This is a genomic window from Streptomyces eurocidicus (assembly GCF_002891295.1).
GTDB classification, from domain to species: domain Bacteria; phylum Actinomycetota; class Actinomycetes; order Streptomycetales; family Streptomycetaceae; genus Streptomyces; species Streptomyces eurocidicus.
In genome coordinates this window covers 823,835-836,258 of the sequence record NZ_LGUI01000003.1, presented here as the reverse complement: position 1 = coordinate 836,258, position 12,424 = coordinate 823,835, and the positions used below count along the sequence as shown (strand labels likewise).

Sequence of the window (12,424 nt, the reverse complement as noted above, 5' to 3'; positions counted from 1 at the left end):
CCCGGCGCCCGAGGGCGCCGTACCGCCGTGGATCAGGCCGGGTCCGCCGGGATCGTCCCGAGCCGCCCGGCCTGGAAGTCCTCGAACGCCTGCGCGAGCTCGGCCTGGGTGTTCATCACGAACGGGCCGTAGTGCGTCATCGGCTCCCGGATCGGCTGCCCGCCGAGGAGCACGACCTCGAAGTTCGGGCTCCGCGACTCCTGCGTCCCGTCGGCCCGGAGGGTGAGCGAGTCGCCGTTGCCGAAGACCACCGTCTGCCCCATCCGGAAGGGCCGCTTCTCGGTGCCCGCGAAGCCGCGCCCGGCGAGCCCGTAGGCCAGGGCGTTGAACTCCGGCCGCCAGGGGAGCGTCAGCTCGGCACCCGGGTTCAGGGAGATGTGCAGCATGGTGATGGGCGTGTGGGTGATCCCCGGGCCCTCGTGCCCGTCCAGGTCACCCGCGATCAGCCGCAGCAGCGCGCCGCCGTCGCCGGAGGTCAGCAGCCTGACCTGGCCGCTGCCGATGTCCTGGTAGCGCGGGGCCATCATCTTGTCCCGCTTGGGCAGGTTCACCCACAGCTGGAGGCCGTGGAAGAGGCCGCCGGTCATGACCAGCTCCTCCGGCGGGGCCTCGATGTGCAGGAGGCCGGAGCCGGCGGTCATCCACTGGGTGTCGCCGTCGGTGATGGTGCCGCCACCGCCGTGCGAGTCCCGGTGGTTCATGATCCCGTCGATGATGTACGTGACGGTCTCGAAGCCCCGGTGCGGGTGCCACGGGGTGCCCTTGGGCTCGCCCGGGGCGTACTCCACCTCACCCATCTGATCCATCATGATGAACGGGTCGAGGTACTTGTAGTTGATCCCCGCGAACGCCCTGCGGACGGGGAATCCCTCGCCCTCGAAGCCCGACGGGGCGGTGCCCACGTGCAGCACGGGGCGCTGCCTGCCGTCCGCCGGAGCGGTGACGCGCGGCAGGGTCAGCGGGTTCTCGACGGTCACGGCCGGCATGACAACCTCCTGGGTTCGTTATACGCTCAAGTTAGTTGAAGAGTGAACAACCTGCAAGGCCCACCGCATTCCCGCGGCTCCCCCGCCCCGCCCCCGGCGACCTTCCCGCCGCGCCGGGCCCGCGGCCGACCATGGACACTGGATCAATGCGCGTGACAGCCGGCAGCCGCCCCTCGGCGGGCCCGATAGCCCTCGCCGCCCTCGTCGCGGTGCTCCTGGCGCTGGCCGCCGTCGCCTTCGTGGCGGCCGACCGGGGCGCGGCGACGGACACGCCCGTCGCGGACGGCACCCCCAAGGGCCACTACGAGGCACCCCGGGAGCGGGGCGAGGAGGCCGCCGAGGCGATGCGGACGGTGGTGCGCGAGGGCACCGCCCGGGCGGCCGCGCCGACCGTGGACCGCGCGGCGCGCACCGAGCCGCTGCCGCCCTCGGACCCGCTGGAGGCGGCCGCCGCCGACCCGTCCCCGGCCGTGGGCCCGCTGTTCTACACCGGGCAGGGCGAGCCCGGCCACGGCTGCACCGCGAGCGTCGTGCACAGCCCCCGGGGCGATCTGGTGGTCACCGCCGCGCACTGCGTCCACCAGGGCGGCTTCCGCACGGACCTGGCCTTCGTACCGGGCTACCGGGACGGCGAGGCGCCCTACGGAGTGTGGGTGCCCACTTCCGTGGACATCTCTCCGGAATGGGCGGAGAACCGGAACCCGGACCACGACGTGGCGTTCCTGCGGGTGCGCCGGGTCGGCGACGACACCCCCGTGGAGCGGGTCACGGGCGCGGAGCGGATCCGCTTCTCACCCGCGCCGGACCGGCCCACCCGGGTGATCGGCTACGCCGTGGGCGACGAGCGCCCGCTCGCCTGCCAGAACAGCACCGAGCGCTTCGGCCGGACCCAGCTCCGCTTCCCCTGCCAGGGCCTGCCCAACGGCACGAGCGGCGGCCCGTTCCTCACGGACGTCGACCCGGCGACGGGCCTGGGCACGCTCACCGGCGTGCTGGGCGGCCACGACGAGGGCGGCGACGAGCGGAACTCGTACAGCGCGTACTTCGGCGAGCACATCGCCGGGCTCTACGCCCGGGCGGCGGGCACCCGCGGCTGACGACGGCCGCGCCCGCCCGGCGGGGGCCGTCAGCCGTACATCCGCCGCATGGCGAAGTCGACCATCTGCTCGACGGCCTTGGCGTCGAAGACCATGCGGTGGTCGCCCTCCATGTCCAGGACGAAGCCGTAGCCCGTCGGCAGGAGGTCGATGACCTCGGCGCCGGTGATGACGAAGTACTTGGACTCCTTGCCCGCGTACCGCCGCAGCTCCTTGAGCGACGTGAACATCGGGATCACCGGGTGCTGGGTGTTGTGCAGCGCGAGGAAGCCGGGGTTGTCGCCGCGCGGGCAGTAGACCTTCGAGGTCGAGAGGATCACCTGGAAGTCCTCGGCGGACATCGAGCCCGTCGTGAAGGCCCGTACCGCGTCGGCGAGCGACGGCGGAGACGGCTCCGGATAGAGCGGCTGCTCGCCGTAGCCACCGGGCTGCTGCGGCGGCGCGTAACCCTGAGCGCCCGCGTTCTGGTCGTAGCCGTACATGAGCCAAAGCGTACTCAGTCACAGTTGGGCGATCAGGGGTTGCGTCTTATTACCGGCGGGTAGCATCATGGAAATTACTGCCCGGTACGTATTTTGAGGTCTACCTCCCAGCCTTACGGAGCCGTTGTCATGGGCCACTACAAGTCGAATCTCCGCGACATCGAGTTCAACCTCTTCGAGGTGCTCGGCCGCGACAAGCTGTACGGCTCCGGCCCGTTCGCGGAGATGGACGTCGACACCGCCAAGGACATCCTGTCGGAGATCACCCGCCTCTCGGAGAACGAGCTCGCGGAGTCCTACGCGGACACCGACCGCAACCCGCCGGTCTTCGACCCGGAGACCAACACCGCCCCGATCCCGGACACCTTCAAGAAGAGCTACCAGGCGTACATGGACGCCGAGTGGTGGCGCCTCGGCATCCCGGAGGAGATCGGCGGCACGACCGCCCCGCGCTCCCTCCTCTGGGGCTTCGCCGAGACGATCCTGGGCGCCAACCCGGCCGTCTGGATGTACTCCTCCGGTCCGGCGTTCGCGGGTGTGCTCCACGCCGAGGGCACCGAGCAGCAGAAGCACATCGCCAAGATCGCGGTGGAGAAGCAGTGGGGCTCCACCATGGTCCTGACCGAGCCGGACGCCGGTTCGGACGTCGGCGCCGGCCGCGCCAAGGCCGTCAAGCAGGAGGACGGCTCCTGGCACATCGAGGGCGTGAAGCGCTTCATCACCTCCGGTGAGCACGACATGGCGGAGAACATCCTCCACTACGTCCTCGCCCGCCCCGAGGGCCACGGCCCGGGCACCAAGGGCCTGTCGCTCTTCCTCGTCCCGAAGTTCGAGTTCGACTTCGAGACCGGCGAGCTGGGCGACCGCAACGGCGCCTACGCCACCAACGTCGAGCACAAGATGGGCCTCAAGGCGTCCAACACCTGCGAGATGACCTTCGGCGACAAGCACCCCGCCAAGGGCTGGCTCATCGGCGAGAAGCACGACGGCATCCGCCAGATGTTCATGATCATCGAGTTCGCGCGGATGATGGTCGGCACGAAGGCCATCGCCACCCTCTCCACCGGCTACCTCAACGCGCTGGAGTACGCCAAGGAGCGCGTGCAGGGCCCGGACCTGGCGAACTTCATGGACAAGACCGCGCCCAAGGTCACCATCACCCACCACCCCGACGTCCGCCGCTCGCTGATGACGCAGAAGGCGTACGCGGAAGGCATGCGCGCCCTCGTCCTGCACACCGCCGCCGTCCAGGACGACATCCTGGTCAAGGAGCACGCGGGCGAGGACACCAAGGCGCTGCACGGCCTCAACGACCTGCTGCTGCCGATCGTCAAGGGCTACGGCTCCGAGACCTCCTACGCGCAGCTCGCCCAGTCGCTGCAGACCTTCGGCGGCTCCGGGTACCTCCAGGAGTACCCGATCGAGCAGTACATCCGTGACGCGAAGATCGACACCCTCTACGAGGGCACGACCGCGATCCAGGGCCAGGACTTCTTCTTCCGGAAGATCGTCCGCGACCAGGGCGCGTCCCTGAACACCCTGGCCGAGGAGATCAAGAAGTTCCTCGCGTCCGAGGCCGGCGGCGAGGACCTGGCCGCCGCGCGCGGCTCGCTCGCCAAGGCCGCCGTGGACCTGGAGGCGATCGTCGGCAAGATGATCGCGGACCTCACCGCCACCGGCGAGGACGTCAAGAACATCTACAAGGTCGGCCTGAACACCACCCGCCTGCTGATGGTCTCCGGCGACGTCGTCGTCGGCTACCTGCTGCTGCGCGGCGCGGCCGTCGCCGCCGAGAAGCTCGCCGCCGGCACCTCCGCCAAGGACAAGTCCTTCTACGAGGGCAAGATCGCCGCCGCGAAGTTCTTCGCCGCGAACATCCTGCCGGCCGTCTCCGTCGAGCGCGGTCTCGCCGAGGCCGTCGACAACTCCCTGATGGAGCTTGACGAGTCGGTGTTCTAGCCGGCGTTCCAGTCGGCGTTTCCGTCGGCGTTCCACCGGCGTTCCCCCGGTGTTCCAAAAGCACCGCACCAGGCAGGGGTCCTGCTCTTCCACCCGGAAGAGCAGGACCCCTGTCCTTATCCTGAGGCCATGAGCCCTGCGCACCGCTTCGACCGCGGCCACACCGACGACCTGATGTCCTTCCTCGCCGCCAGCCCCTCGCCGTACCACGCGGTGGCCAACACGGCCGCCCGGCTGGAGAAGGCGGGCTTCCGCCGGATCGCCGAGACCGACGCGTGGGACGCGTCGGCGGGCGGCAAGTACCTGACCCGCGGCGGCGCGATCATCGCCTGGTACGTCCCCGAGGGCGCCACCGCCGCCACCCCGTTCCGCATCATCGGCGCACACACCGACTCGCCGAACCTGCGCGTCAAGCCGCTGCCCGACACCGGCGCGCACGGCTGGCGCCAGGTCGCCGTGGAGCTCTACGGCGGCACGCTGCTCAACACCTGGCTCGACCGCGACCTGGGCCTGTCCGGCCGCCTCACCCTGCGGGACGGCAGCGACCACCTGGTGAACGTCGACCGCCCGCTGCTGCGCGTGCCGCAGCTGGCCATCCACCTCGACCGGGGCGTCAACGAGGGCCTGAAGCTCGACAAGCAGCGGCACATGACCCCCATCTGGGGCCTGGGGCAGCCGCGCGAGGGCGACCTGATCCGCTTCGTCGCGGAGGAGGCCGGCGTGGCCGCCGACGACGTCACGGGCTGGGACCTGATGGTGCACAGCGTCGAGGCGCCCGCCTACCTCGGCCGCGACCGCGAGCTCCTCGCCGCGCCGCGCCTGGACAACCTGCTGTCCGTGCACGCCGGTACGGCCGCGCTGACGGCCGCGACCGCCGGCGAGCTCCCGTACATCCCGGTGCTGGCCGCGTTCGACCACGAGGAGAACGGCAGCCAGTCGGACACCGGTGCGGAGGGCCCGCTCCTGGGCAATGTGCTGGAGCGGTCCGTCTTCGCCCGGGGCGGTACGTACGAGGACAAGGCCCGCGCCCTCGCCGGCACGATCTGCCTCTCCTCCGACATGGGTCACGCGGTGCACCCCAACTACGCGGAGCACCACGAGCCGGGGCACCACCCGCTGCCCAACGGCGGTCCCATCCTGAAGGTCAACGTCAATCAGCGGTACGCGACGGACGGCAGCGGGCGCGCGGTCTTCGCCGCCGCGTGCGAGCGCGCGGGCGTGCCGTGGCAGCACTTCGTCTCCCACAACGCGATGCCCTGCGGCACCACCATCGGGCCCATCACCGCCGCGCGCCACGGCATCGCCACCATCGACATCGGCCTCGCCTGCCTCTCCATGCACTCCGCCCGGGAGCTGTGCGGCGCGGACGACCCGTTCCTGCTGGCGGCGGCGCTCACGGCGTTCCTGGAGGGCTGACCCGGTCCCGCCCTGGCCTGTTCCGGCCCGGGCCCGTTCCGGCCTGTTCGGGCCTGTTCGGGCGGGCCGGCCCCCTCGGACCGAACCGAAGGACTAACGTCACCGGAACGTTAGCCGTACGGCGGCAAGGTGCGGAATGATCCCTGCCGTATTCCGCACTGCCCGTGCCACGGGTACCGCCCGGTACCGCCAGTGACGTCCCATCGGGGGAACCAGCATGACTCGTACCCGCAGCCTGCGACTCGCCGCAGCAGCGCTCACCGCCGCGGCGGCCCTGACCCTGACCGGCTGTGCCGGCGGCGACGGTTCGGGCGCCAGGACCAGCGGGAAGGCCGACTCCTCCGCGGCCGAGGACTCCGCCGTCACGGACCAGGACGGCGCCCAGGACGGCAAGGCCGGAGGAGCCGGGAAGAACGGCGCGGAGGGGCAGTACGGGCAGAACGAGGCGGCGAAGACGGGCAAGGACGGGAAGGCCGCCTGCACCTCCGACACCGTCAAGGTGGTGGCCAAGTCCGTCCCGTCGCCGGTGAACCACCTGCTCGTGGTGGCCACCAACACCTCCAAAGCCCCCTGCGTCGCACACGGCTTCCCCTTCCTCCGCTTCGACGCGGACCAGGCCACGGCCGGCGTCGTCGAGGAGAGCAGGCCGCAGGCCGTCGTCACACTGGCGCCGGGCGCGTCGGCCTACGCGGGCGTGCTGGCCTCCTCGGCCGACGGCTCGGGCGGCAACGTCCGCAAGGCCCGGAAGCTCGCCGTCTCCTTCCAGGGCGCCGACGGCGGCGGCAGCGTCGGCGGGCAGATCCCGGTCGCCCTGCCCGGCGGGACGCTCGCCGTCGACGACTCCGCGCGCGTCACGTACTGGCAGGACGCTCAGGCGCCCGCGCTCAAGTGGTGACGCGGGCCCGCTGACCGGCCGACCCGGGGCTCAAGCGCCGGACGGGCTGATTTTCAGCCCGTCCGGGGGCACCTCCCAGCGGTAGCCGGGGGAGCTTGAGGACATTCGGGAAGGGGCGGGTAGGGGAAAAGGCCCCGCGCAGCGGCACCCGCACGCCGCCGCACCCGCCGCCCCGGCTACGCGTCCAGCCCCGCCAGGACCAGCGGCAGCCGCTCGGCGCCGCCCTCGGTCACCCGGACCGGCACCCCCCAGTCCTGCTGGTGCATATGGCACGCGGGGTACTCGTTCGCCGGGTCGTCGTCGCAGGACGCCGCCATCGCCGACACGTGCAGCACGCCCGACGTCACCCCGTCCGCGAGGACCAGGTCCCGCCCGAGGTCCGTGCCCGGCCCCGCGCCCTCCACGAGGAGCTCCGGCGGGGTGGAGCTGACCAGGAGGCGCGTCGACGGCCCGTAGCGGGTGTCGAGCTTCTGGCCCGCCGGGGCCTGGAAGACGACGTCGAGGCGGAGCCGGCCGGGCGCGATGTCGGTCGCGGCGCGCTGCGTGCGGTGGGCGACGGACTCGACGCGGACGGCCTCCTCCGGCAGGCGCAGCCGGGTGAGCCGGTGCCGGGCGGACTCGACGACGACGATGTCGTCGCCGTCCAGCACGGCGTCCGAGGGCTCCCGCAGGTCGGTCGCGAGGGTGGTCACCTCGCCGGTGGCCGGGTCGTAGCGGCGCAGGGCGTGGTTGTAGGTGTCGGAGACGGCCACCGAGCCGTCGGGGAGGGCGGTGACGCCGAGCGGGTGCTGGAAGAGCGCCTGGTCCGCGGCGCCGTCCCGGTGCCCGAAGTCGAAGAGGCCGGTGCCGACGGCGGTCCGGACGACGAAGCCGCCCCCGTCCTCGTCCGGGGCGCGCTCGACGTAGCGCAGCGCGCTGGTCTCGGAGTCGGCGACCCACAGCCGGTCCTCGGTCGCGGCCAGTCCGGACGGCTGGGCGAACCATGCCTCGGCGGCCGGGCCGTCGACCAGGCCCTCGTTGGTGGTGCCGGCCGCGACCTCGACGGTGCCGGTCTCCGGGTCGTACGTCCACAGCTGGTGGACACCGGCCATGGCGATCCAGAGGCGGCCGGCGAACCAGGCCACGTCCCAGGGGGAGGAGAGGTCGACGTCGAGGGCGGGCCCCTCGGTGGGACGGCCCTGCATCCACTGGCGGCCGGTGCCGGCGAGGGTGGTGACGGCGCCGGTGGCCGGGTCGTAGGCGCGCAGGGCGTGGTTGACGGTGTCGGCGACGGCGACCGTGCCGTCGGGGAGCGCCGCGAGGCCCTGGGGCTCGCTGAAGGCGTCGGGGCCGAGGCCGCGCTCACCGCTGCCGATCCGGCGGACGACGGTCTCGCCGTCGGCGGCGAGCTCCACGAGCTGGTGGCGGGTGGAGTCGGAGACGAGGAAACCGCCGCCGGGCAGGGCCAGCGCCTTGCCGGGGAAGCGCAGGTCGGTGGCCTCGGGCTCGGGGGCCACATAGGGGCCGTCGCCGCGCCGGAGGGTGCCCTTGGCCTCGTGCGCGGCCTCCAGCTCCGCGACCAGCGCGGCCAGGGCGTGGGCGTGGCCCTCGCCGGCGTGCTGGGCGACGACATAGCCCTCGGGGTCGATGACGACGAGCGTGGGCCAGGCGCGTACGGCGTACTGCTTCCAGGTCGCGAGCTCGGGGTCGTCGAGCACCGGGTGGTGGACGCCGTAGCGCTCGACGGCGTCGACGACGGCCTGGTGCTCGGCCTCGTGGACGAACTTCGGGGAGTGCACACCGATGATCACAACGGTGTCGCGGTGCTTCTCCTCCAGCTCCCGCAGCTCGTCCAGGACATGCAGACAGTTCACACAGCAGAACGTCCAAAAATCCAAGATCAATACGCGACCTCGGAAGTCGGCGAGCTTCAGATCCTTGCCACCGGTGTTGATCCAGCCCCCCTTGCCGATCAGCTCGGGGGCACGGACACGGGCACGGCGGGGCGCGGGAGTGGGCTCCGGGGCGGCATCGTTCATGTTTCAAGCTTGCCATTGACCCATGAACATCACATCACGGCCGTACGACGCCGTCGGCACGCCCGGCCATGGGATCCGCCCAGACGATCCGGCAGCGCTCGTCGCCGTCGAACCGCACGCCTACCCGCCCTCGCCGGACTTCCACCCGATCGATCGCGAGGCCGAGGCGATCACGCCTTCCGGCCGCGTCGTCGGCTGCCCAAGCTTCGCGCAGCAGGCCCGCGTCCAGGAGCGGAGAGATGTCCGCGGAAGGGGTCGGCATCCGCAGGAGGTCCGCGCGTAGCCCCTCGATCCGGCTACGAAGTCGTCCGGCGAGCCGGTTGTACCGGTCGATCGCATCTGCGCCGGTGAACTCGCCACGGACGTACCCGGCCTCCTCCAGGTCCGACAGACGAGCCCCCTCGTCCGCGATCTCCGCCTCGATCGCGTCCCGCTTCGCGAAAACCTCCGGGTCCTCCCTCCGCGCCCGGCGACCGGCGATCACGGCGAGCAGCGGGTCCTGGGGCTCCAGGGATGGCAGGCGGGAGAGGAACGCCCGGGTCACGTAGTCGTCGATGCTCTCCACCCGAGCCGAGACTCCGGAGCATCCTCGCCCCATCCGGTGGCTGGAGCACTGGTAAGACGTGCCGGCCTTGCTCATCCTGGCCCCGCAGAGCCCACAACGCGCTATCCCGGTGAGCAGGGACTTCCCCTGCTTGTGCCCGTGCCGCTTCCCCGCCAGAGGGAATGTGCGCGCTTCGAGCTGGCGGAGGATGAGCTCGCGCTCCCCTCCTGTGATGATCCCCTCGCCGACGCTCACGGTTTCGAGGGTCGCCGGGTCCCGGTAGGGAGAGACCCGGTTCATGTACTTGCGTGTCCCGTCCGGCCGCTCCTCGTACTCGGTCTGCGGCATGAGACCGGCGAAGGCCGGTGAGCGAAGGAGTTGCATGACGCTCGACGAGTTCCATTCGCCTCCACGGGCCGACTCCACCCCGTGCTCGTTCAGCAGCCGGGCGATGTGGACGAGCGCCTTCCCGGACAGTGCTTCGTCGGCGATCAGGCGGGCGTAGACGGCGGTCTCGGGATCGTGGACGAGCTTCTTCGTCTCCGGGTCCGTCAGGAGCCCGTAGGGCGGCTGTCCACCGATCCACTGCCCCCGCTGCCGCAGGTATCGCTTTGCGCTGCCTACGCGCATCCCGAGATTGCGCGACTCGTCGCGCGCGAGTTCCGCCAGCATCGCGATGGTGACCCGGGCACTGTCGTTCTTCGTGTCGAGGCCGTCCATGACGGAGACCAGCCGTCCGCCGACCTGGCCTATGTCGTCCAGGGCTCTGCCGACCTCGCCGACGCCCTTGCGGGACAGACGGTCGAGCTTCCAGACGACCAGAACGCCCACGACTCCGGCCGTGACGGCTGTGATCGCCGCGTCGAACCCCTTGCGGCTGACGTTCTTGTAGCCGGAACGCCCGCGGTCGATGTGGACCTTGCGGACGGCCAGTCCGTTGCGCTCCGCCCACGCCCGGCAGTCGGCTTCCTGGCGATCGAGCGCGGTCTTGCCTTCCCTGTTGAGGGACAGGCGCAAGTACAGGTCGGCGGTGGCGTGTTGGTGCACGCCCCCACGCTAGCGAGGAGTGCGCACATTGGTTCAGGAAATCCAGAAGCCGAGAACGTGGACCTATCGGCCCAGCACTCGGTCCTTCAGGGCCGGGAACTCCTCGCGCACCTTGGCCACCTCGGCCGGGTCGAGCTCCGCCGTGAGGACCTCCTCGTCCGGGCCGGCCTCGGCGAGGACCGTGCCCCAGGGGTCGACGACGACGCTGTGCCCGGCCTGCCGCACGCCCGCGTGGGTGCCGGCGGTGCCGCACGCGAGGACGTAGGACTGGTTCTCGACGGCGCGGGCGCGGGCGAGCAGGCTCCAGTGCTCGCGGCGGCGCTCGGGCCAGCCGGCCGGGACGACCAGGGTCGTCGCGCCCTCGTCGACGAGGGCGCGGAAGAGCTCCGGGAAGCGGAGGTCGTAGCAGGTGGCCAGGCCCAGCGTGGTCGCCGGCAGGTCGACGGTGACGATCTCGGTGCCGGCGGACATCAGGACGGCCTCGCCCCGGTCGAAGCCGAAGCGGTGGATCTTGCGGTAGGTGCGGACGAGTTCACCGGCCGGGGAGAGGACGAGCGAGGTGTTGAAGACCGGGCCGCCGGGCTCCGGGCGCTCGGCGATCGAGCCCGCGTGCAGCCAGACGCCGGCGTCCCGCGCGGCCTCGGCCATGGCGCGGGCCGTGGGCCCCTCGACGGTCTCGGCGTCACGGGTGAAGGACTCGTAGGCGAAGGCGCCGATGTGCCACAGCTCGGGCAGGACGACCAGATCGCTCCCGCGCTGTTCGCGGACGAGGCGGGCGGCGCGGGCCCGGCGGGCGGCGACCGGCTCGGCCGGGTCGACCGCCAGCTGGATCAAGGAAACGCGCACAGTACCACCACTTTCCGCGTCCGAAACGACTGCATGGCTGCCCTGCCGCAGCGTAACTTAACTGCTGAGCACCCAGACAGCTCATGCCCCGCAGCGACAAGTGACATACGAGCAGCCCATCCGCGCACGCACGCAACGCCCGAGGGATCCCGTGACCGTCCACCCCAGTCTGCAGCCCGCCATCGACGCCTGGACCCACTCCGCCGAAGCGATCCTCGAGTTGGTGAGACCACTCGCCGAGAGCGACTGGAACCGGGCCACCGAGTGCCCCGGCTGGTCGGTGCGCGATGTGGTCTCGCACATCATCGGCGTGGAGAGCGAGATGCTGGGCGAGCCACGGCCGATCCACTCGCTGCCGCGCGATCTCTACCACGTGACCGACGAGTTCACGCGCTATATGGAAGTGCAGGTCGATGTGCGGCGCTGTCACACGGCGCTGGAGATGTGGTCGGAACTGGATCTGATGATCATCAGGCGGTGCCGGCAGCTGCGGAACGAGACGCGCAGCCCGCAGACGCTGATCCGCTGGCCGCTGGGCACCAGCACGGAGACCACACTGGAACGGACGTTGCGCTACCGGGTGTTCGACGTATGGACGCACGAGCAGGACCTGCGGCGCGCGCTGGGCGCGCCGGGGAACCTGGACTCGCCGGCCGCGGTGATCAGCCGTGACTTCCTGCTGGACGCGCTGCCGAAGGTCGTGGCGCGGGACGCCGGGGCACCGCCGGGTTCGGCGGTGGTCTTCGACGTGCACGGCCCGCTGGAGTTCCTGCGGACCGTGCGGGTCGGCGAGCGGGGGCAGGCCCGGATCGACAGCCATGTGTCGCTGGGGCCGACGGTGACGCTGGCGCTGGACTGGGAGACGTACGCACGGCTGGCCTGCGGGCGGGTGCGGGCGGAGCGCGCCGGGGACCGGGTCAGGCGGGAGGGTGAGCCGGGGCTCGCGGAGGCGATCCTCCGCGAGTTCTCCGTGACGTCCTGAGCCGGTTCGGCGAAGTCCGGTGCGGTTCGGCAGCGCCCGAAGGGCGCGGGGCTGTGACATGGTGCGGCTCCGCCGCGTGGGCGCGACCAGCCACGACGCACCCGCGGATGACTCGCCGGACTTCCAGCGGAGCGCTTAGGCGCCCCCGGGGA

10 protein-coding genes are annotated in these 12,424 nt (G+C 71.5%); 5 read left to right on the top strand and 5 right to left on the bottom strand.

What is annotated here, in order from left to right:
- Positions 1-32 precede the first annotated feature (32 nt).
- Positions 33-986, bottom strand: coding sequence for a pirin family protein (locus tag AF335_RS13595; RefSeq protein ID WP_102918564.1), 954 nt, complete (start codon positions 984-986; stop codon positions 33-35).
- A gap of 146 nt (positions 987-1,132) precedes the next feature.
- Between AF335_RS13595 and AF335_RS13590 the strand changes: the two genes are divergently transcribed.
- Positions 1,133-2,083 carry a trypsin-like serine peptidase gene (locus AF335_RS13590; protein ID WP_102918563.1) on the top strand — a complete coding sequence of 317 codons (951 nt, stop codon included), beginning with the start codon at positions 1,133-1,135 and terminating at the stop codon, positions 2,081-2,083.
- A 29-nt stretch (positions 2,084-2,112) separates the two neighbouring features.
- Here AF335_RS13590 and AF335_RS13585 read toward each other — a convergent pair whose 3' ends face one another.
- Positions 2,113-2,565 carry an SseB family protein gene (locus tag AF335_RS13585; protein ID WP_102918562.1) on the bottom strand — a complete coding sequence of 151 codons (453 nt, stop codon included), beginning with the start codon at positions 2,563-2,565 and terminating at the stop codon, positions 2,113-2,115.
- A 129-nt stretch (positions 2,566-2,694) separates the two neighbouring features.
- Here AF335_RS13585 and AF335_RS13580 point away from each other — a divergent pair, with 129 nt between their 5' ends.
- The 3 genes from AF335_RS13580 to AF335_RS13570 all read left to right on the top strand — a co-directional run bounded on the left by AF335_RS13580 (position 2,695) and on the right by AF335_RS13570 (position 6,835).
- Positions 2,695-4,524, top strand: coding sequence for an acyl-CoA dehydrogenase (locus AF335_RS13580; protein ID WP_102918561.1), 1,830 nt, complete (start codon positions 2,695-2,697; stop codon positions 4,522-4,524).
- Between the two features lie 129 nt (positions 4,525-4,653).
- Entirely contained in the window at positions 4,654-5,940 is a 1,287-nt protein-coding gene (locus AF335_RS13575; protein WP_102918560.1) for a M18 family aminopeptidase, read from the top strand.
- A 217-nt stretch (positions 5,941-6,157) separates the two neighbouring features.
- Positions 6,158-6,835 carry a DUF4232 domain-containing protein gene (locus AF335_RS13570; RefSeq protein WP_102918559.1) on the top strand — a complete coding sequence of 226 codons (678 nt, stop codon included), beginning with the start codon at positions 6,158-6,160 and terminating at the stop codon, positions 6,833-6,835.
- 176 nt (positions 6,836-7,011) lie between these two features.
- Here AF335_RS13570 and AF335_RS13565 read toward each other — a convergent pair whose 3' ends face one another.
- The 3 genes from AF335_RS13565 to AF335_RS13555 all read right to left on the bottom strand — a co-directional run bounded on the left by AF335_RS13565 (position 7,012) and on the right by AF335_RS13555 (position 11,290).
- Positions 7,012-8,853 carry an NHL domain-containing thioredoxin family protein gene (locus AF335_RS13565; protein WP_102918558.1) on the bottom strand — a complete coding sequence of 614 codons (1,842 nt, stop codon included), beginning with the start codon at positions 8,851-8,853 and terminating at the stop codon, positions 7,012-7,014.
- Between the two features lie 34 nt (positions 8,854-8,887).
- Positions 8,888-10,444 carry a recombinase family protein gene (locus AF335_RS13560; RefSeq protein ID WP_102918557.1) on the bottom strand — a complete coding sequence of 519 codons (1,557 nt, stop codon included), beginning with the start codon at positions 10,442-10,444 and terminating at the stop codon, positions 8,888-8,890.
- A 63-nt stretch (positions 10,445-10,507) separates the two neighbouring features.
- Positions 10,508-11,290, bottom strand: a complete 783-nt coding sequence (locus AF335_RS13555; RefSeq protein ID WP_102918556.1) for a carbon-nitrogen family hydrolase — start codon at positions 11,288-11,290, stop codon at positions 10,508-10,510.
- A 151-nt stretch (positions 11,291-11,441) separates the two neighbouring features.
- Here AF335_RS13555 and AF335_RS13550 point away from each other — a divergent pair, with 151 nt between their 5' ends.
- The gene (locus AF335_RS13550; protein WP_102918555.1) at positions 11,442-12,272 is read left to right on the top strand and encodes a maleylpyruvate isomerase family mycothiol-dependent enzyme; all 831 of its coding nucleotides are present in this window, start codon (positions 11,442-11,444) and stop codon (positions 12,270-12,272) included.
- The last annotated feature ends 152 nt before the right edge of the window (positions 12,273-12,424 follow it).

Bases quoted from the DNA above. Each gene is read 5' to 3' on its own strand.
- AF335_RS13595 (WP_102918564.1), bottom strand. From the start codon at position 986: ATGCCGGCCGTGACCGTCGAGAACCCGCTGACCCTGCCGCGCGTCACC.
- AF335_RS13590 (WP_102918563.1), top strand. From the start codon at position 1,133: ATGCGCGTGACAGCCGGCAGCCGCCCCTCGGCGGGCCCGATAGCCCTC.
- AF335_RS13585 (WP_102918562.1), bottom strand. From the start codon at position 2,565: ATGTACGGCTACGACCAGAACGCGGGCGCTCAGGGTTACGCGCCGCCG.
- AF335_RS13580 (WP_102918561.1), top strand. From the start codon at position 2,695: ATGGGCCACTACAAGTCGAATCTCCGCGACATCGAGTTCAACCTCTTC.
- AF335_RS13575 (WP_102918560.1), top strand. From the start codon at position 4,654: ATGAGCCCTGCGCACCGCTTCGACCGCGGCCACACCGACGACCTGATG.
- AF335_RS13570 (WP_102918559.1), top strand. From the start codon at position 6,158: ATGACTCGTACCCGCAGCCTGCGACTCGCCGCAGCAGCGCTCACCGCC.
- AF335_RS13565 (WP_102918558.1), bottom strand. From the start codon at position 8,853: ATGAACGATGCCGCCCCGGAGCCCACTCCCGCGCCCCGCCGTGCCCGT.